The sequence below is a fragment of the [Brevibacterium] flavum genome (assembly GCF_019317305.1).
GTDB classification, from domain to species: Bacteria; Actinomycetota; Actinomycetes; order Mycobacteriales; family Mycobacteriaceae; genus Corynebacterium; species Corynebacterium glutamicum.
In genome coordinates this window covers 3017868-3036757 of the sequence record NZ_CP079240.1, presented here as the reverse complement: position 1 = coordinate 3036757, position 18890 = coordinate 3017868, and the positions used below count along the sequence as shown (strand labels likewise).

Sequence of the window (18890 nt, the reverse complement as noted above, 5' to 3'; positions counted from 1 at the left end):
CTCGCACAGTGTTGCGCTTAGGGGTATGTGAAACTGAGGGCACCCGAGTTCTTGTGGATTCGGGTGGGGAGTTTCATCTAACGCTTTTTGGGTTATGCATTGGTGAGTATGTGAAGTGTAAGTGGTGAATAATTTCTGGGGGTGGGGATATGTTGAAAATTAAAGATGTCGTCGAGTGTTCGGTGTGATGTAGTGTGCAATTTCGCACTGGAGCGGTTTTCGGCTGCGATGGAAAACTGCAAAGCTTTTTCTAAAAATGTAAAAGGGCTGATGATCGCATCGTGAGGGGATTTAAAGCGTGTATTTAAGTGGGTACTTTTTGTAGTTTCCATAGAATTAAGCCCTTGACCTTCATTGCGTATTGAGAGGTCAGGGGCTTATTTGGAGCCGGTGACGGGAATCGAACCCGCGCCGCCTGCTTGGGAAGCAGGGGTTCTACCATTGAACTACACCGGCAGTGTAAAGGTGGCGCTTAATTAAGGGCCGAGAATAAGGCTAGCATGATAAAAATCAGCGCCAGCACCACGCGCCCCAGGAACCTCATCGCAGCAACCCGTGGCCCAACCCTGAACGCTGAACGCTACACTGGTTGACGTGCTTCTTTCAGATCGTGACATTCGTAAATCAATTGACGCAGGCGACTTGGGAATTGAACCTTTCGACGCTGAGCTGATTCAGCCGTCGAGTGTCGATGTCCGCATGGACCGTTACTTCCGGGTTTTCAATAACTCTAAGTACACCCACATTGACCCTAAGTTGAATCAGGATGAGCTGACCAGCCTTGTTGAGGTTGAGGACGGCGATGGTTTTGTTCTGCATCCGGGTGAGTTTGTGCTGGCGTCCACGCTGGAAAAGTTCACTTTGCCTGCGCATTTGGCTGGTCGTTTGGAGGGTAAGTCGTCTCTTGGTCGTCTTGGCTTGTTGACGCACTCTACTGCTGGTTTCATTGATCCTGGTTTTAGTGGTTACATCACGTTGGAGTTGTCCAATGTGGCTAATCTGCCGATCACGTTGTGGCCGGGTATGAAGGTGGGGCAGTTGGCTTTGTTCCAGATGAGTTCCCCTGCGGAGACTCCGTATGGTTCCGGCAAGCTTGGTTCGAAGTATCAGGGGCAGCGTGGTCCTACTCCTTCGAAGGCGTACCTGAATTTCCCCAACAAGTAAGCAATCATGTGTTCCGGTCGCGGGCTGTATCAAAACGTGTTGAGATAATCTCCAGTCCACTCTTCATTGAAAGGAATCACCCTACATGCGGATGACAGTGATTGGTACGGGTTACCTTGGCGCTACGCACGCGGCCTGCATGGCTGAGCTTGGCCATGAGGTTCTTGGTGTTGATGTCGATGAGGCAAAGATTGCGTCGTTGAAGGACAGCAAGGTCCCATTTTTTGAGCCGGGTTTGCCTGAGGTTTTGGAGCGCAATCTGGATAATGGTCGTCTGAACTTCACTACTGATTATGCGGAGGCTGCGGCTTTCGCGCAGGTGCATTTCTTGGGCGTGGGTACTCCTCAGCAGAAGGGTACTTATGCGGCGGATCTGACGTATGTTCGTCAGGTTGTTGAGGATTTGGTGCCGATGCTTGAGGGTGAGCACATTATTTTCGGCAAGTCTACGGTTCCGGTTGGTACTGCTGAGCAGTTGCAGGAGCTTGCTGATTCTCTGGTCAAGCCTGGTTCTCATGTGGAGATCGCGTGGAATCCGGAGTTCTTGCGTGAGGGCTACGCGGTCAAAGACACCATCACTCCGGACCGCATCGTGGTGGGTGTGCGTGAGGGGGCGACAGCAGAGGCGATCGCTCGGGAGGTTTACTCCACCGCGATTGCTGCCGATACCCCATTTTTGGTGACTGATCTTGCTACCGCTGAGCTGGTGAAAGTTTCCGCGAATGCTTTCTTGGCCACCAAGATTTCCTTCATCAATGCGGTCGCTGAGATTTGTGAGCAGACCGGCGCCGATGTGGTTGCGCTTGCGGATGCCATCGGTCACGACGATCGTATCGGCCGAAAGTTCTTAGGCGCGGGCCTGGGATTCGGTGGCGGTTGCTTGCCTAAGGATATCCGCGCATTCATGGCGCGCGCGGGCGAATTGGGCGCTGACCAGGCACTTACCTTCCTGCGTGAGGTCGATTCCATCAACATGCGCCGCCGTGACCGCGTGGTGCAGCTGGCCAAAGAGATGTGTGGCGGTTCGCTGCTGGGCAAGCGCATCACGGTACTCGGCGCCGCATTCAAACCCAACTCGGACGATGTCCGCGATTCTCCGGCGTTGTCGGTCGCTGGCTCGCTGTCGCTCCAGGGTGCTGCGGTCTCGGTTTACGACCCGGAAGCTATGGACAACGCTCGACGCGTCTTCCCGACGCTCAGCTATGCGTCCAGCACTAAAGAGGCGCTTATCGACGCCCACCTCGTCGTTCTTGCCACTGAATGGCAAGAATTCCGCGACCTTGACCCCCAAGTGGCGGGAGGGGTCGTCGAGAAGCGCGCTATTATTGATGGCCGAAACGTCCTCGATGTTGCCAAATGGAAGGCCGCCGGCTGGGAAATGGAAGCGCTCGGCCGCAACCTTTAGTGGCGGTGGACCAGGCGGGGCTTGCCATCATCTGGGGCAGGCTCATCGCCGGGTACCGTCCATGCGGCGATCAGCGTGGTGATCGGCACCGCCAGTGTCAACGTCAGCGCACCGACACCTGAACGCAGCAGCTCGCCGGCCATAACATCGCTGCTCAGAGTCTGAATCAGCGGACGCTCTGCCAAGGAAAGCAGCAGCAACAGTGGCAAAGCTGCGCCGGTGTAGCCCAACACCAGGGTGTAAATCATTGAGGAAATGTGGTCGCGACCAACCGACATCGCGCCGGTAAACAGCCTCCACGGGGTGGCATCTTCATCGATTTCCGCGAGCTCATTGATGGTCGACGCCTGTGAGATCGTCACATCGTTGAGCACACCCAAGGTACCAATGATGAACGATGCCAACAGCAACCCAGAGATCGACACCTCCGGCAAATAGTTGATGATCTTCAGATGATTCTCATCGCCCAGTCCGCGCAAATTCGTGGTGACGATCGACGCCCACGACAACACTGCCGACAACAACAATGCCACCAGCGTGCCCGCCAACGCAGCTGCCGATTTCCAGTTGATTCCGTGAACCATCGGCACCACAATCAACAAGATCGCCGCGCCACACACCAGCGCCAACCACATCGCATCGTGCCCGCTGGCCAATCCTGGCAGCAAGAAAATACCAACAATCCCCAAGGTCACGACCAAACCAACCAGCGCACGCACACCTCGCCACGCCGCGAAAGCTCCCATCGCCACGACAAGGATCACACCCCAAATAACCAATGCCGTGCCCCGCTGATAATCAGCAAAAGTGTAGATGATCTCGCCATTTGTATCCGGTGTTTCCACCATGCGGATCTTGTCGCCCACGGAAAACTCCGGATCACCAGGTTGCGCGTAAGTGATCAGCTGAGTTTTCTGACCCTCATTGGCACCCGATGTGATATCTACGAGTGCACGCACGCACTCCAACGTTGCCGGCTCCGCAGAAATCGTGGGGCTTTCCGCAAAAACTCGGCCGGTGTCTGGCGAATTACACGCAGAATTATCAACGAGCGTGATCGTTCCATCCACCTGCTCATGATTTCCCGCAAACGTCTGCGAAAAGTTATCCGCCAACACCACATCGTCAGAATCCGGCCACAGCATCACCATGCCCACCAGCGTCACGACAACTGAAGAAATCAAAAACGTCAACAATCCAATGCGCCACGGTGAATTTTTCTTCGATTCCGACGTGTCAGCTGCATGTTTTCCCACGGTGTCTCCTTGCTGTTGCCATGCTCAAGTTTCAGGCATAGGCAGGCACTTTTACCCAGTGAAGCCTAACCCAGAATAGAGGACAGTGGGTATTTAAGGATCACGTTTTAAGGGCTTGGGATCGCCCAGTGACCTATTGTCCCGTTTTAGGGGATTTAGACGCCTGGCAGAGATTCTGAGGGCGTGACTTTTGAGGCCATTGGGACTGTTGTGATTCTTGCAAGGTTTCTGCAGGTTAGCTGTTCAACTTCTCGTCTCAGATCGCCAGGAAATCCGAAAGGCGAACGAATTTTCGTACAATCTCCCACAGTTAGCGCAAAGATTCGATCAAAATCAGCATTTCATGGCGAACCGGGGACGGATTTTTGCAATCGCGCCACCCCTAGGCCCAACTTGGTCTTCCTGAAAGCTTCCTGCGAGGTTTCATTTCAAGGATCCACCACAAACCGGCTCCGACCCTCTGAAATCGGTTCGAAAGTTGCAAGAACCTGACTGGAAAACGCAAAAATTCACCACGAATCTCAAAAATCCTGAGATTCGTGGTGAATCCTAACAACTGCTACTGCTTGTAAGTGGACAGGAAGTTACCCAGGCGTTCAATTGCGTTTTCCAACTGGGATGCCCATGGCAGGGTGACCACTCGGAAGTGATCGTGATGTGGCCAGTTGAAGCCAGTGCCCTGAACCATGAGGATTTTCTCGGCACGGAGAAGATCCAGCATGAGTTGGGTGTCGTCGTGGATTTCGTACACGTTGGGGTCGAGCTTGGGGAACGCGTATAGAGCTCCCATTGGTTTCACACAGCTGACACCTGGGATTTCGTTGAGTTTCGTCCATGCCATGTTGCGCTGTTCCAGGAGTCGGCCGTGTTCGCCAGTGAGGTCGTAGATGGACTGGCGTCCACCGAGAGCCACCTGAATAGCGTGCTGAGCTGGGACATTCGGGCAGAGTCGAGTGCCTGCGAGGAGTTCGAGGCCCTCAATAAATCCACGTGCGTATTGCTTTGGTCCAGTCAATACCATCCAGCCAGCTCGGTATCCTGCGACGCGGTATGCCTTGGATAGACCGTTGTATGTGATGCAAAGGAGATCTGGTGCAAGGGTTGCCAGGCTGATGTGCTCGGCATCATCGTAGAGAATGCGGTCGTAGATTTCATCGGCCAAAATCAGCAGGTCATGCTCGCGTGCAATCTCGACGATTTGTTCCAACACCCGGCGCGGGTAGACAGCTCCCGTGGGGTTGTTGGGGTTGATCACCACAATAGCTTTGGTTTTCTCTGAGATTTTGGACTTGATGTCTTCGATGGATGGGTTCCAGTCATCTTCCTCATCACAGAGGTAGTGCACAGGTTTTCCGCCAGCAAGTGATGTTGCTGCAGTCCACAGTGGGTAGTCCGGTGCGGGGATAAGAACTTCATCGCCGTCGTTGAGGAGTGCTTGGGTGGTCATGGTGATTAGTTCTGAGACACCGTTGCCTAAGAACACATCATCAACATCGAAGTGGGGGAATCCGGGCACAACTTCGTAGCGGGTGACCACTGCTCGTCGGGCCGGAATAATGCCTTTGGAGGTGGAATACCCTTGGGAAGTTGGAAGGTTGGCGATCATGTCACGCATAATCACGTCGGGGGCATCGAATCCGAACACGGCTGGATTTCCCGTGTTGAGCTTTAAGATGTTGTGCCCATCAAGCTCCATGCGTTCCGCCTCCGCGGCCACCGGGCCACGGATCTCGTACAGCACGTCCTTCATCTTCTCCGACTGATCGAAGATGCGGCGAGTTGTTCGCCGAGTGGGACGCGCCGCCTGATCCGCGCCCACAGCCTTGTTGGCGGTGTCGGTGGTCTTAGAGGTTTTGCGCTTGTCTGTAGTCACCCGCTCAATGTTGCCACTTTGTGTGCGTAGTTGAAAGCTATTGGGTGAATTTTTGCTGTTCTAGCTCTAAAAGGGTGTAATCCCACGGCTGCCTAAGATCTTTCCAGTGGCACGATCATCGGTTTGCTGTTCACGGGGTCTGGGATGCACAGGCTTTGACGTTGTAGACTTCTTCGATCAGTCCCGCAGTGACGATCTCTGTGGGATCTCCGGCTGCTGTTACTTCACCGTCTTCTATGATGATCAGGTGGAAGGCGTAGCGGAAGGCAAAGTTTGAATCGTGAAGGACTGCGACCAGGCTGTTTACCATGATTGAGTAGCAAGTGCTTTGGCAACTAAGATTGCTCATGAGATCGACCCACAAAACCAGATCGGTTGCATGATTATTGCCGTTCCTCGTTATGGCATTACCCCGGACCCACGCGATCAACTTACCGCCCAGCAAAAGTCCCACGAGGACTATGCCTTCGGCGATATTCACGTCCGTGGCGAATACCCAGGCTACTTGCTGCGCAAATTCCGCGAAAGGGTATCACCATCGACATCACAGATGAAGACCGTGAGATCTTAAAAAACACCGTCGATTTCATTTCCTTCTCCTATTACATGTCCGTATGTGAAGCCCACAACCCCGAAAACTACTCAACCGGTGGCGGTAACATCATCGGCGGAGTGGTCAGCCCCACTCTCGCGGCTTCCGAATGGGGTTGGCAAGTTGATCCCCTCGGTTTGCGCATCGTCCTGAACAACTACTGGGAGCGCTGGCAGAAGCCACTGTTCATCGTCGAAAACGGACTAGGAGCAAAGGACGTGCTTATCGACGGACCCTCCGGCCCAACAGTAAACGATGACTACCGCATCAAATACCTCGACGACGGCGGCTCAGGAATCTTGAAGCGCTACAAGAAGAAGTCCTTTGGTTGGTGCCGCGACGTCATCGCCACCAATGACGAAAGCCTGGAATCCTAAGAAATAAAGGTAGGTGTCACTTCGGTGAAAGGGTTGAGAGTGCTCAACAATAATGTTGTGCTTGCCATGAAAGACGGTGCCGAGGTGGTACTGACCGGATGAGGTGTGGGTTTCCAGAAAAAACCAGGTGAAGATATTGATTAGTCCAAAGTGGCGCAGGTGTTTGTGCCAGAAAATAACCGCGACGCTGATCATATGGTCAGCTTGCTGGCGGAAGTACCACGGTGGTGGCGTTGGCGGATCACCTTCAAATGGAGGTGAAACGTAATGAGTTGGAACCCGAGCTGACCTCCAAACCCAACCCATTAAGCGCAGAAGTGCATCATTTGTATTCTGAGGAAACTCGTCTTGCAACGGAGATCCTGGAACGCACCAACAATTGGCTTGCTGAAAAAGGGATCCCTCCGCTGCCACCAGCGGAAGTTGTAGCCATCTCATTACACCTGGTTAATGCTGGTTTTCACACGGAAGACCTCGCAGAAACCTACGTGATGACTGGTGTTTTCGAGCAGCTCTTTGAGGTAATCGATTCCTCGTTTGGCATCACCCTTGACCGACAATCCGTCAACGCCGCACGATTTATCACCCACATGCGCTATTTTTTCGTCCGAGTTCACCATGATGGCCAACTAAACGACGGCATGTCCGTGCTGCGCAACAGCCTAGAAATTTCCCACCCGGATTCGGTGGCATGTGCGGAAAGACTCAGCCAAATCCTCAGTCTCCGATTGGGTGCCGAGCTTTCCTCCGACGAGCAAACCTACCTCGCGCTCCATGTCGCGAGGTTGGCTGAAGATCGAGGTACTACCGCTGATTAACAAGCTCTAGGCGCGAATCTTTATTAAGGTGCGCGCCGAAAGCTTCTTGGCCAGGTTCCAGAATACGGCCGTTTTCCAATGCGCCAATATTTAAAGGAACAAACCCAAAACTCTTAATTAGCTGTGCAACCTGGGCACCTGCATCCACATCATTCGTGGCATACGCAATCGCACGCCCGGTACCCGCATCCTGCTCAATCTCGTGATAACCAATGTGGTTAAAAGACTTCACCATGGTTGATCCCGCGAAAAACTCCGCAATAATCTCCGAAGTGCTGCGCGGATCCTGATCAATTTCCTCCAACTCACCATTGACCGGAACCCAGTGGTTCATCGTGTCAATAACGATCTTGCCCTCTAAAGTGGCTGGATTGACACTGCGGAATTTATGCAGGGGAACAGCCAAGAACACAATATCTGCATCCTTTACAGCCTGGTCAGCAGTGCTTGGAACCGCGCCGGGCATAAGGATCTCAGCGGTAAGAGCGATTTTGTCGACAGCACCTGAACCAGCAACCTTTACCTCATAGCCTGCGGCGACCGCTGACCTGGCAAGTGAAGAACCCACTCGGCCAGCACCGAGGATGGCAATGGATGGCTTAGTGTGTGACATTGAAATTTTCCGCCTTTGGTTATTTTTATGGAGCCTATCCTTAGCAACCAAGTTGAAGCGGAAACTATTTCAGTCCGCACACGCGACACACCTCAAAAGCCCTATTTGTTCTTCTTCCAGGGCTTGGTGTTGAAAGCAGTTTCAGCAGCATCCAACGCGCGGTTGGTTAATGCGTGGGTGCGTTCCTTGCGCTGGGCTTTGAGCTCCATGTCGCGGAGTTTTTCCTTTTCACGCAGTTCGATCATGCGCTTTCGCTGAAGTTGGCGAGGTGTTGGTGCGTGCCAGGATTCAGGACCAATTTTCATCACGTACAGCATGATGAACACGATCGGAATCAGGGCTAAAAGTGCTGTTGCAAAAGCTGTGGTGCTGGCGAAAGCAGCGGTACCGGTGATGGCTAAAACTGTGGTGAGTCCGAGGATTCCGGCGCGTGGGCGTGCGCCTTTGCGGTGGAGTTCGGCAACTTCGGTGGCTGTGTAGGTTTGTTCGGAGCGGTCGACGACTGCGATTTGTTGGTTGGGCAGATCGTAGAAGATGGCGTTGAGGTCGCCGCGGGTTTTGGCGTCGGCGACGGCTTCGCAGCGGTCGTCGGTTTCTTCTAGGGAGAGGCGACCTTCTGCGTAGAACTGGCCGAGTGCTGCTAGTGCTGCTGATCTTTCGGTGTCGCTGACTCGGATGTTTTTATCGCCTGGAAATTGTTCGCCCATAATGTCTCATTCTAGAGGGTTTTTAATTGTTTTAAATCCGGGGATTCCCTGAACTGAATGGGGGTAGTGGGGGTAGGCCTGTATTAAATCGCGATAAACGGCATTAAACCCGGTTGAATCCGTTTTTAATGCCCGTTTAAACATTTTTCCAATTAGTGATTGCCATCATATTAAGGCCAAATTGCTTGGATCCTGGGATTTATTTAATTAGATTAAATCCGTAGAAATTAGCCCATGAAGCATGGAAAGGCGAAAACCCCTTGATCGTTTCCACCCAGCCCATTACTGATCGCAGCGCACTCTCGGCAGAACATGCAGAGGTGATCAAAGCAACGCTTCCTCTCGTGGGCGGCAAGATTAATGAGATCACGCCGGTTTTCTACAACAAGATGTTTGCGGCTCACCCAGAATTGATCGCTAACACCTTCAACCGTGGCAATCAGAAGCAAGGCGATCAGCAGAAGGCGCTGGCGGCTTCGATTGCAACGTTTGCCACCATGCTCGTTACTCCTGATGCTCCGGACCCAGTTCAGCTGCTGTCCCGTATTGGTCACAAGCACGTGTCCCTCGGCATTACTGCTGATCAGTACAACATTGTTCACGATCACCTTTTTGCCGCAATCGTTGAGGTTTTGGGAGCGGAAACTGTCACCGCACCTGTCGCTGAAGCATGGGATGCCGTGTACTGGATGATGGCTAACGTGCTCATCGGTTTTGAGAACAGCCTCTACGCCTCCAACGATCTGGAGCCTGGCGATGTCTTCCGCGAAGTCACCGTCACTGCAAAGAAGCAGCTCAGCGCAACCGTCTGGGAATACACCCTGGCAGGTGAGCTGGTTGCCCCAGAGCCAGGTCAGTACACCTCCATCGGAGTAGTGCTTGACGACGGCGCCCGCCAGCTGCGCCAGTACAGTTTGCTCGGCGGCTCCAGCTCCGAGTATCGCATTGCGGTTGAGGATAACGGCGAGGTTTCTGGATTCCTGCGTGATCGCGTATCCGTTGGTGACAAGATTGAAGCCACAATCGCGGCCGGCGACCTGGTTCTTAACAAGGACACCAATCCAGTTGTGCTGATTTCCCAGGGCATCGGCTCCACCCCAATGGTAGGCATGCTCGCAGGCATGGATCCAGAGCGTGACGTTGTGGTTTTGCATGCTGACCAGGCCGAGTCCACCTACGCGCAGGTGGAGGAAGTGCAGGGGCTCGTCGAAAAGCTCCCTAAGGCTGCGTTTGAAATCTTCTATCGCGACAACGACCAGTGGCTCGAGGTCGCTGGCCGCATTCCATCAGGTGCGTCCGTGTACCTGTGTGGTGGCGTGGAATTCTTGAAGAATGTCCGTGGCCAGATTGAAGCGTTGGAAGAGCAGCCACGCGATGTGAACTTCGAGCTGTTCTCACCAAACGACTGGCTGATTTCCTAAGCCCACACCCCAGAACTTCCACGGCGATGGCTGCCCACCAAATGGGTATCGATGATCCCTATGGCCTCCATGAGGGCAAACATCGTGGTGGGACCAACGAAGGAAAAACCTTCCTTCTTCAGCGCTTTTGACAGCGCAACTGATTCCGGCGACTGCGTCGGGATTTCCTCCAGGGTCTCCGGTTGTGGGGTTTTGGCAGGTTTGAAACTCCACACGAAATCCACCAAGCCACCCTTCTCACGCAATTGAAGGGTGGCTTTGGCATTGTTGATGGTGGCTAAAATCTTGCGTTTGTTGCGCACGATGCCGGCATCCTCCATGAGGCGTTCGATGTCAGCGTCGGTGAATTTTGCGACTAATTCCGGATTGAATTGAGCGAAAGCTGCGCGGAAATTATCGCGCTTGCGCAAAATCGTCGCCCAGGACAGCCCGGATTGAAAAGCTTCTAGACTGATTCTTTCGAATAATCCCTGCTCATCGCGAATCGGCATGCCCCACTCGGTGTCGTAATAATCGCGCATCAGGGGATCTTGCGCAGCCCAACTCGGGCGACTGAGGCCGTCCTCGCCAACGATTAATGAACTCATGGATTCTCCTTGGGTCGGCCTGGTTTCGGAATGTCCCCAATATTTTTAGGCAGCCGACCCGCCTTGCGCAATTGTTCCCTGAGCATCATTTCAATTTGTGCATTAGTACTGCGAGCTTCATCAGTAGCCCAGTTCGCGATTGCGTCGTAGACTGCCGGATCAAGGCGCAGCGGCACCTGTTTGCGGGCCATTGTCTTATTGGTAGAGGCTACCGGCGTTGACGATTGGCTGAGCATTGGTGTCGGAACACAACACAACCAACAGGTTGGAAACCATCGCGGCGCGTCGCTCTGGATCCAAATCCACGATTTCACGTTGTTCAAGCTGGTCAAGTGCGGTTTCCACCATGGTGACAGCGCCCTCGACGATCTTTTCGCGGGCATCAACAATCGCGGAAGCCTGCTGGCGCTGCAGCATCGCCTGGGCAATTTCCGGTGCGTAACTCAAAGAAGAGATGCGGGCTTCGACGATTTCAAGTCCTGCAACAGCCGCACGTTGTGCCACCTCATCTGCGAGTTCTTCACTGACCTCATCGGTGGCGCCACGCAAGGAAACACGACCATCAACTGGGGAATCATAGGGGTGCTGGGTTGCCACGTGACGCAGTGCGGACTCGGCCTGCTGGTGCAGGAACTCTTCGAAATCTTCCACGGAGAAGCTAGCCTGTGCAGTATCGGCTACCTGCCACACGATGATCGCTGCAATGTTGATGGGGTTGCCGTTGTAATCGTTAACTTTGGCTTCGTTGGTTTCAAAGTTTCGGACCCTCACGGACACTTTCTTTGTCACAGACAATGGAGGAACAAAGGACAATCCAGTCCGACGCAGGGTTCCGATGTAGCGTCCAAAGAACTGCACAGTCAGAGTATGTCCAGGGCTGACCACCTTCACCGACGTTATGGTGACCACCAATGCAACAGTGAAAACGACGATGCTGGCAATCAGTCCCGTTACCGCAAGTGCTCCACCGCCATCGTTTTCTAAAGTGTTGATGGATTGAGCGAAGAAAACTCCACTGGCAATCATGAGCACAATCATTGCGAGCAGTGCGAAAGCTGCTGGACCTGCGCCCAAAGACCACACTTTCTTCTCATTAATACTGACGCGTGCGCCCTCGTGTCCAACTGGTTCTGTAGCGACAGCTCCAGGAGTGCGCTCTTCTATGCTGCTCATGGTGGTGCTCCTTTTAAGTCTGGGGTGCTGAAAAAGAATGTGATATCAGTTTAACAGAAAGTGATATCACATTAAAAGGGGTCTTCTGATTTTTGCGGGTGATGCTGGAGTGAGCTTGTTCTAATCGCGTCCACCGTGAGAGGTCTTTTTGTGAACTGCTTGAACAATAAAACCTTGATTACCTCATGTTTCAGGTGCTTTTGGTCCTGGCTCGCGGAGTCACATAAATACCCTGAATAGGCACAAAAGTCAGTGGCCAAAAGTTACCTTTTTATGTGTTGTTTGCCATGACTATAACGGGGGTAAAAATACATGACTATCTGTTTTATCCGCAGAACTAATGACGTTTTCAGGTTAGGGTCAGTTCGTTCACATTATATAGAGACGAAAGGAATATGTGAATGAAACTGTTTTCCAAGGCTGCAGGTGTGATTGCCGCAGCACTTCTTGTCACAGGTGGTATAGCACCTGTGGCACAGGGGCAAGCTCTTCAGGTGGTCACACCTGAAGACCAAGAGTCCTATGTCCAACAGTTCCACCACGATGGTGATACCCCACCTGTTGTTGATGGGGTTGGTGGCTACACGGAGGAAGAAATTGCTGAGATTCATGAGGCTATCCGTCAAGCCCAAGACTCTGGTGCACCTAATGATGAACTTATTCCTGGTCAGATGTGGTCAGATAAGGTGGAGCTGCCAGCAACTATTGATAAAGCCGCTGCTGATGAAGCTGAGATAGCTATTGCACAGCAACAGTCCCAACCGCAGGCGAGGGGTCTTGCTGCGGCTGCGGCGTGTCAGACGTTTTGGCCGTCGCCTTATCAGGTCTGTGGTGCTATTTTAGAGCGTTATATTCAGCAGGGGTCCCAGTTTGGGTGGATGTTGTTGCCTACTGAAGGCCAAGCGCTTAATCCTGATGGTCAGGGGTATCGTCAGCGATTTATGGCTGGGTTTATTTATTGGCATCCTTCTACTGGTGCGCATGCGGTTAATAATTACAGTGCGCAGGTGTGGGAGCGTAATGGTTGGGAGTCTGGGTGGATGGGGTATCCCACTGGTGGTGAAGTCCCAGTATCAGGATCCAATCCAATTGATGGCGAGTTGAACGGATGGGTGCAAACTTTCCAGGGTGGGCGAGTGTATCGCAGTCCGGTAGTGGACGGGTTCCAGGTTGCTAGTATTAATGGGCTGATCTTGGATCGTTGGCTTGAGCTGGGTGGTCCGGAGAGTGACCTCGGTTTCCCTATCGCAGATGAAGCTGTTACAGCTGACGGTGTGGGTAGATTCGGTCTATTCCAAAGTGGTGCAATCTATTGGCACCCAAATTATGGAGCCCATGCAGTTGATGGAGCCGTTTTCCAAGTGTGGAAACAAGAAGGTGCAGAAAACGGTCCTCGTGGGTATCCTATTTCCGACGTATATCTAGATTCTGATAGCAATGTTCGACAAGACTTCAGCAACCAAAGCTTAAATCTCGGAGACTATTTCACATCAAATCAACTTGTATTGGTGGGTGATCGTGAAGTTTCCTTGGACTATCTTAACTTTCTAGAGGAATTTTTGGGAATTGAAATTCCCCCTGGGTCATCGGCCACTACTCAAGTAGAACCGATGCTGCGCACTACTCAACTTTGGGACCCTTTAGAAAACTCCACCTGGTCCTATAAAGGGAGAGTATGGCGAATTGTGTCCCCAGTTCGTATCCCAGTGAACTATGTATATGACACCAATCACCCTGAACGTAGGTTGCACGATTTTTGCAGCGTCTCGCAAGATTTGTGGGGTGAAGATACTCAAAACTTCAACCACACGGATCGAGTAGCAGACTTCAGAGGACCTTGTGCAACACACGATATATGTTACGACCAAAATCGGGACTATAGCACCCGCGCTGACTCCTGTGATCCGAATCTCAGAAGAGATCTTAAAACGGCCTGTAGGGAAGCATATGGAACATCTGTTACTAGAGGTTATTGTTGGTCAATTGCTGAAGGGATGTATCAAGTTGTAAAGGGTTATCAAAGGTTTGCTAACGGTGGGAATTGATGACATGTGCAAGATGCTCTGGTGGGGCATCTGTAGATCGTCAATGAGAAACAGCTCCTATTTCTCTGATATACAGAACAATGGCTCAGTACTAAATGAGAAGAGGGATCTTTGTTCTTAAACTCATATGAGAAACACAATGACGCAAATCCAGCCACTATAAATAGCAAGCTTTATCGAGTGAAATGGTGGAATTTACCACTGTTGGAATTTGTCAGTTTCGTTGTGGGTCTAGTTCTTGAATTTACCAATCCGGAAATTCTCTCCGATTTAAATCGACTTGGAGGAATCTTGAACATAGCTGGTTTCAGTGGTCTTATAGCCGGTATTCCTCTACTATTTATTCCTCTTCGTGTGCGTTGGGTGGATTTTTGTTACATAGGGGTAGGTCTACCGCTGTTCCTTTACTTCAGGTCATTTCTTGATGGATCATATATTTTCCTCAATTTGTTCCTTTTTTTAGGTCTGGGGATGATTGTGTCAGGTTTTTCCTATTCGTTAAGACGATCACTAGCACTCCGCTTCGCCATACAAGGACAAGAAGATTGATTAAGAAGTATTCGATGATTTGAGCTCCTTGTTACTGCCTGGGTGAGTGGAAAAGATGCTCAAGCGCATCAACTGACGACAACTTATGGTGATGTGAGTGAGTTGGATGAGGGGTGGGTAGTGGTTGGGAGATCATCGTCGTTACAGACGATTGAGGATTTTCACCAGTGCAGTACACCCGTAAGTTAAGTACCTTGTACACTTCTCGTTGAAGCCACCTTGCTGTGTGCAGGGTGGTTTTCGCATGGAAGTAGTGGGTGTCTCTGGGTCTGTAAAATCAGGGTTGGGGCTAAAGAAAACCTTTGGCGTTATGTGTCGGGTTTCTTTACTGTACTTTTTACCGGTATAAGGTACATGTGATGGTGAAAGACACCGATAGTTCTCATGGTGCTGAGATTAATCCTGCGCAGGGGATGCATATGAGAACGCTAATCAGTAGTTGGAGATGTTCCCGTTGCTCGTATTTTCGGAAATCCTGAGTTTGCGAAGCAAGGCTGTGATGAGCTTGGTTTGATGGATGGCAGTGTATTAAATGGTAATTCTTGGGTCGCAGAGCAGGTAGAGTTGCATCTCCTTGCTGGCAATTCGGCTCAAGTGATATCGATGAAGTCTCGTTGAATTATGGCTTTGAGGCTTACATATCAGGGGTAGAAGGCGATTTAAGGGGTTGGGTTTCTAGTGTGGCTTAAGCATAAAAGGGATTCGTTCGGGCGCTTAGAGGCGAATCTAGGCGGTGCTCATATTGTTGCCAGTGGGGCAGAAGTGAAACCTGAAAGGTTGCTGATCAGCTTCTCATCCTCGGTTTCCCCCTTGTTGGAGACGGATTTTCGCACATTCTTTCCCCCTTATGGGCTGCTATGGCAGTTAGTCCACCAAGGAGCCTATCCAGCACTAGACCCCAACTAGGACCCAACCCCAAAACCAGAAAACACTAAGCTCGTGAGACATGATTCCTGTTCTCATCGACTGCGACACCGGCATCGACGACGCCCTCGCCCTGATCTACCTGGCTGCTTTGCATAAACGTGGTGAAATCCAACTTTTTGGAGCAACGACCACCGCAGGAAATGTAGATGTGAAACAAACCGCCATTAACACCAGATGGGTGTTGAACCAGTGCGGATTACCAGACATCCCAGTCTGTTCAGGACAATCTGAACCAAAGCGCGTGTCGCTAGTGACTACTCCCGAAACGCACGGCGACCACGGCCTTGGCTATATAAACCCAGGTCACGTCGAAATTTCCCAGATCGACTGGAAGCAGCTGTGGAAAGAACACCTCAGCAACACAGCTACCAGGTTGATCGTTACCGGCCCCGCCACCAACCTCGCCGCATTTGGTCCGATTAAAAACACCACGTTAATGGGTGGTGCATACCTTTATCCTGGGAATACCACGCCAACCGCGGAATGGAATACTTGGGTAGATCCACACGCCGCAAAACAAGCCTTTGCACAGGCAGAGCACCCCATCAAGGTGTGCTCACTCGGGGTAACAGAACAATTTACCTTGAACTCGGAGAGTTTGTCTGCGCTTATCAGCGTCCTGGATTCCGCCCCCATTGCACAATTTCTCCCCGAGATGCTCCGCTTCTACTTTGAATTCCATGAAGCGCAAGGAGAAGGATATCTTGCCCAGATACATGACCTTCTCACCTGTATGATCGCCTTAGATAAAATTGAATACCAAGGACGCGATACCACTATTGATGTCGAGGCGGACTCTGCGCTCATGCGAGGCACCACTGTTGCAGATATCCGTGGTCATTGGGGGCGTCCAGCAAACGCTCACCTCATCGAATCTGCAGATATCAGCGGTGCCCATGCCGAACTTTTAAGAGCAGTGGAGGGAGTATTTGAACCTCGTGAATAGGTGGGTGTGAAACACCATTCCTAGAATTGTCCTGGGAAATTAGTCAAACCACAGGTTAGCCAGCTGGCCGAGATTGTCATCTTTAAAGATGGTTACTTGATCAGCAGCAACTCTCAAAGCCGAGTACATTTCTAAATTAGCTTCATGCTCTGCCGGGATACGCACTAATAAATCAGCATCATCTTCCTCACCGCCAAAAGCCAGAGCTTCTATACCCCAATTGTCTTGCCACTTCTTAAGCGTTAAGGCCATTTCATCTGGCTCTGCAACATTCATGCAGCCACGCCACTCGCAAGCAGAAACAGTACGCCAATTCGGGCAGCTAATTGCCACTAAGCCCCAATTGTCACCCTCCGGGAAAATCTGCTCAAGCTCTGCAGCAGTGTCGATGGGTTGAAGTTGGCGATCACCAAGAGGTAGACCCTCAGCATTGAGGCCAAACGTAGTTAAAGCGACAGTCTGATTTTCCTCTGAGAAATCCTCAAAGCTATCACCCTCTTCAGTGATCCCCTCGATATCTTGATCTTCAATATCAGCATCGTCGTTCCACCAGCCCCAAGTAATAAGCGACCAGCCCGGAAGCGTTGATTGGATCAGGTCTAGTTGCTCTGCAGTAGGCAGGGAGAACTGCTCGAAAAAGACATAAGTGAGTCCACGAAATTCTAAAGTTGCATTGATTTCAGGAAAAAGATTATTGCGGAAAGTTTCAGGTGCTACGGACATGGGGTTCTCAATTCTGGAGAGTTCAGGAGGTAGGTCGCCGTGTGGCGTGAAATCTGAACTAGAACCTATAGCGCTTTTGATCTAGTTATTGTTTGGCGACAAAGCAAGATTGTATACATATTCTAACTGGGAATTTTAAAGATTTTTGAACAGCTGAAAATGCTCCCCCTTTGTCGGGGTGGCATGGAATATCAAAGTTCTTTTCAAACTGCATTCAGTAAATCGAAATGATAGCGTTCCTAAAATACGTGTGACGTGGACTTTTGAGGATAGAGGCCAGTCGAAGGATGAACGGAGTAGTAAATGAGTGAAGTTCTAAGCAAGATCCCAAAAGGTCTCAAGCCGATTCTTCTTGAGGGCACGGATGGCCATTTGCGCAATTATTGGATCTACGAAATGTCGTTCCATCTGTTATGACGCCTTATTATGGCAAGGGGGCGGAGACCTCGCTTGATGCTATTAAGAAACCTTTTACTCCGCGTGTTCCGATAGAGAACTACTATCGTTTCCAAGCTATTGAACTGGAACGCCATAAGGCATTAATTGAAAGTGGAAAATTCTAGCGACACCTAAATGTGTCGTAGTCGATGAGGGAAATTGGTAGTTTTATGTCTGAGAACATGTCTGAAAATCTAAATAGCGCATTGCAAGGTATGAAGATGAAGCCTGTGCAAATGGCTTTGCTGGTGTTGGGTTATAGCCATGACATGTCAGTGACTGATAACGGGATTGCCCTTATTGTGCGCCAGCCAGGTTTGACGGTAACTTTCCGCATGGATGCAGTGACTTCCTGTGTAGAGGCAGTATTTGTATGGCATGCATACCTTCCTGCAAAAAAGTTGCAGGATCATCTCAAAATCGTCAATGAATTTAATAGCCCTACCCGAGACTTGCAGGTGCTTCTTGAGCTTGTTGAGTCCAAGGGAGTTATCGTTCAAGCTCGCGAGTTTCTGTTCTCGGGCGCAGGTGTTAGTTGGGAGCAAGCTACTGAGTTTGTTCATTATTGTATGACTGAAGTTTCCCAGACCTTTGTGTCGTGGTGTGCTCAGACCTGGCCAAAGTTTGCACCCGAGCAAATTGTATTGCAGGAACCACAGCCTTCAGATGTTCCTTTTGAATTTGATGCGCAGCAGCGTGCGGAGGGAAATCCTTTTGGCTTGATTGATGAACCTACGCAGGTTGTGGATCTGGAGAGAATCTATGCAACCTTGGGGTCACTCTCAGCCGAAGGCTTGGTAAAAAGAGATGGATTTGTTGAGTTCCAACTGATGGGACAGCGAGTAAGCGCATGGCTAACGAATGGCGGTGATGGGCGGGCTCGTCAGACGCTAGCAGTATCGTCAGGTACTGGCATGAAGGTGTCGTCGAAAAAGCAGATGCAGAAGCTTCTAGAGTTGTGTAATCAATTCACTGAGGCACACGTATTGGTGACAGTGTTTACCGAAGAGATTGAAAATGGTGCACGCTCGGGCGTATTTGCGGAGGCAAGGCTCGATCTTCCCGCTGGTCTTAGCGATGAGCAATTAGAATCTTTCCTGCTGAATACCAGTAAGTGGACAGCTGAAGTGTGTTTGACCGTGGCTTATCGTGCACAGAACTGATCAGTCACATTAGTATTCTGGAAGGGACACAATTCGCTTAAGAGTTTTTCAGTACACCCGTTGGCAGTGACACGAATTGTGCCATCGTTTTCACGGCATCATCGGGGACTTTT

17 protein-coding genes, 1 tRNA gene and 1 pseudogene are annotated in these 18890 nt (G+C 51.1%); 9 read left to right on the top strand and 10 right to left on the bottom strand.

All coding sequences use genetic code 11. From position 1 onward, the window contains the following. Window positions 1-382 precede the first annotated feature (382 nt). Window positions 383-456, bottom strand: a tRNA-Gly gene (locus KW808_RS14635). Window positions 457-594: 138 nt separating this feature from the next. Between KW808_RS14635 and dcd the strand changes: the two genes are divergently transcribed. Then, a complete protein-coding gene (gene dcd, locus KW808_RS14630) occupies window positions 595-1164 on the top strand; it encodes a dCTP deaminase (protein ID WP_003862688.1) in 570 nt (189 codons plus the stop codon). An 85-nt stretch (window positions 1165-1249) separates the two neighbouring features. Further along, complete coding sequence (locus KW808_RS14625) at window positions 1250-2569, top strand: UDP-glucose dehydrogenase family protein (RefSeq protein WP_034983223.1); 1320 nt, start codon at window positions 1250-1252, stop codon at window positions 2567-2569. Here the strand turns inward: KW808_RS14625 and KW808_RS14620 are convergent. The 3 genes from KW808_RS14620 to KW808_RS14610 all read right to left on the bottom strand — a co-directional run bounded on the left by KW808_RS14620 (window position 2566) and on the right by KW808_RS14610 (window position 6008). Further along, a complete protein-coding gene (locus KW808_RS14620; protein WP_003862690.1) occupies window positions 2566-3825 on the bottom strand; it encodes a YibE/F family protein in 1260 nt (419 codons plus the stop codon). The two genes, KW808_RS14625 and KW808_RS14620, sit on opposite strands and share 4 nt — an antisense overlap. A gap of 559 nt (window positions 3826-4384) precedes the next feature. Next, window positions 4385-5698: a pyridoxal phosphate-dependent aminotransferase gene (locus tag KW808_RS14615; protein WP_003862691.1), complete on the bottom strand. Its 1314-nt coding sequence runs from the start codon at window positions 5696-5698 to the stop codon at window positions 4385-4387. A 130-nt stretch (window positions 5699-5828) separates the two neighbouring features. Further along, window positions 5829-6008, bottom strand: a complete 180-nt coding sequence (locus KW808_RS14610; RefSeq protein WP_003862692.1) for an ABC transporter ATP-binding protein — start codon at window positions 6006-6008, stop codon at window positions 5829-5831. Here KW808_RS14610 and KW808_RS14605 point away from each other — a divergent pair. The 3 genes and pseudogenes from KW808_RS14605 to KW808_RS14595 all read left to right on the top strand — a co-directional run. After that, window positions 5994-6667, top strand: a pseudogene (locus KW808_RS14605) (family 1 glycosylhydrolase); the annotation flags it as partial. The gene KW808_RS14610 and the pseudogene KW808_RS14605 sit on opposite strands and share 15 nt — an antisense overlap. Window positions 6668-6691: 24 nt before the next feature. Then, window positions 6692-6769, top strand: a complete 78-nt coding sequence (locus KW808_RS14600; RefSeq protein WP_306556817.1) for a CAT RNA binding domain-containing protein — start codon at window positions 6692-6694, stop codon at window positions 6767-6769. Between the two features lie 149 nt (window positions 6770-6918). Next, on the top strand, window positions 6919-7485 hold the full coding sequence (locus KW808_RS14595; protein ID WP_499652272.1) for a PRD domain-containing protein: 567 nt from the start codon (window positions 6919-6921) through the stop codon (window positions 7483-7485). On the opposite strand, the gene KW808_RS14590 is transcribed toward KW808_RS14595, so the two are convergent. Together KW808_RS14590 and KW808_RS14585 are read right to left on the bottom strand one after the other, a co-directional pair. Continuing rightward, the gene (locus KW808_RS14590; RefSeq protein WP_003862701.1) at window positions 7472-8098 is read right to left on the bottom strand and encodes an NADPH-dependent F420 reductase; all 627 of its coding nucleotides are present in this window, start codon (window positions 8096-8098) and stop codon (window positions 7472-7474) included. The two genes, KW808_RS14595 and KW808_RS14590, sit on opposite strands and share 14 nt — an antisense overlap. A 101-nt stretch (window positions 8099-8199) precedes the next feature. Further along, a complete protein-coding gene (locus tag KW808_RS14585) occupies window positions 8200-8805 on the bottom strand; it encodes a DUF1707 SHOCT-like domain-containing protein (protein ID WP_003862703.1) in 606 nt (201 codons plus the stop codon). 260 nt (window positions 8806-9065) lie between these two features. Between KW808_RS14585 and KW808_RS14580 the strand changes: the two genes are divergently transcribed. Further along, window positions 9066-10226 carry a globin domain-containing protein gene (locus KW808_RS14580; protein ID WP_003862705.1) on the top strand — a complete coding sequence of 387 codons (1161 nt, stop codon included), beginning with the start codon at window positions 9066-9068 and terminating at the stop codon, window positions 10224-10226. Here the strand turns inward: KW808_RS14580 and KW808_RS14575 are convergent. Genes KW808_RS14575 through KW808_RS14565 form a run of 3 tightly spaced genes read right to left on the bottom strand, consistent with a single transcriptional unit; the run spans window position 10223 to window position 11986 of the window. Then, window positions 10223-10813 (bottom strand): DNA-3-methyladenine glycosylase I, encoded by a 591-nt coding sequence (locus KW808_RS14575; RefSeq protein ID WP_003862708.1) that lies wholly within the window; start codon window positions 10811-10813, stop codon window positions 10223-10225. The two genes, KW808_RS14580 and KW808_RS14575, sit on opposite strands and share 4 nt — an antisense overlap. Then, entirely contained in the window at window positions 10810-11004 is a 195-nt protein-coding gene (locus tag KW808_RS14570; protein WP_003862710.1) for a type II toxin-antitoxin system antitoxin, read from the bottom strand. The genes KW808_RS14575 and KW808_RS14570 overlap by 4 nt, the downstream gene beginning before the upstream one ends. Window positions 11005-11008: 4 nt before the next feature. Continuing rightward, a complete protein-coding gene (locus tag KW808_RS14565) occupies window positions 11009-11986 on the bottom strand; it encodes an SPFH domain-containing protein (RefSeq protein WP_003853495.1) in 978 nt (325 codons plus the stop codon). A gap of 401 nt (window positions 11987-12387) precedes the next feature. On the opposite strand from KW808_RS14565, the gene KW808_RS14560 reads away from it, so the two are divergent. Both KW808_RS14560 and KW808_RS14555 read left to right on the top strand, forming a co-directional pair. Beyond that, window positions 12388-14031, top strand: coding sequence for an LGFP repeat-containing protein (locus KW808_RS14560; RefSeq protein WP_003862712.1), 1644 nt, complete (start codon window positions 12388-12390; stop codon window positions 14029-14031). Window positions 14032-15526: 1495 nt separating this feature from the next. Next, entirely contained in the window at window positions 15527-16453 is a 927-nt protein-coding gene (locus tag KW808_RS14555) for a nucleoside hydrolase (RefSeq protein WP_003862716.1), read from the top strand. A gap of 39 nt (window positions 16454-16492) precedes the next feature. On the opposite strand, the gene KW808_RS14550 is transcribed toward KW808_RS14555, so the two are convergent. Next, window positions 16493-17176: a hypothetical protein gene (locus KW808_RS14550; RefSeq protein WP_003862717.1), complete on the bottom strand. Its 684-nt coding sequence runs from the start codon at window positions 17174-17176 to the stop codon at window positions 16493-16495. 608 nt (window positions 17177-17784) lie between these two features. On the opposite strand from KW808_RS14550, the gene KW808_RS14545 reads away from it, so the two are divergent. Continuing rightward, window positions 17785-18777, top strand: a complete 993-nt coding sequence (locus KW808_RS14545) for a YbjN domain-containing protein (protein ID WP_003862721.1) — start codon at window positions 17785-17787, stop codon at window positions 18775-18777. Window positions 18778-18890: the final 113 nt, after the last annotated feature.

Bases quoted from the DNA above. Each gene is read 5' to 3' on its own strand.
- KW808_RS14625 (WP_034983223.1), top strand. From the start codon at position 1,250: ATGCGGATGACAGTGATTGGTACGGGTTACCTTGGCGCTACGCACGCG.
- KW808_RS14595 (WP_499652272.1), top strand. From the start codon at position 6,919: ATGGAGGTGAAACGTAATGAGTTGGAACCCGAGCTGACCTCCAAACCC.
- KW808_RS14545 (WP_003862721.1), top strand. From the start codon at position 17,785: ATGTCTGAGAACATGTCTGAAAATCTAAATAGCGCATTGCAAGGTATG.
- KW808_RS14585 (WP_003862703.1), bottom strand. From the start codon at position 8,805: ATGGGCGAACAATTTCCAGGCGATAAAAACATCCGAGTCAGCGACACC.
- KW808_RS14555 (WP_003862716.1), top strand. From the start codon at position 15,527: ATGATTCCTGTTCTCATCGACTGCGACACCGGCATCGACGACGCCCTC.
- KW808_RS14610 (WP_003862692.1), bottom strand. From the start codon at position 6,008: ATGGTAAACAGCCTGGTCGCAGTCCTTCACGATTCAAACTTTGCCTTC.
- KW808_RS14590 (WP_003862701.1), bottom strand. From the start codon at position 8,098: ATGTCACACACTAAGCCATCCATTGCCATCCTCGGTGCTGGCCGAGTG.
- KW808_RS14560 (WP_003862712.1), top strand. From the start codon at position 12,388: ATGAAACTGTTTTCCAAGGCTGCAGGTGTGATTGCCGCAGCACTTCTT.
- KW808_RS14575 (WP_003862708.1), bottom strand. From the start codon at position 10,813: ATGAGTTCATTAATCGTTGGCGAGGACGGCCTCAGTCGCCCGAGTTGG.
- KW808_RS14550 (WP_003862717.1), bottom strand. From the start codon at position 17,176: ATGTCCGTAGCACCTGAAACTTTCCGCAATAATCTTTTTCCTGAAATC.
- KW808_RS14570 (WP_003862710.1), bottom strand. From the start codon at position 11,004: ATGGCCCGCAAACAGGTGCCGCTGCGCCTTGATCCGGCAGTCTACGAC.
- KW808_RS14565 (WP_003853495.1), bottom strand. From the start codon at position 11,986: ATGAGCAGCATAGAAGAGCGCACTCCTGGAGCTGTCGCTACAGAACCA.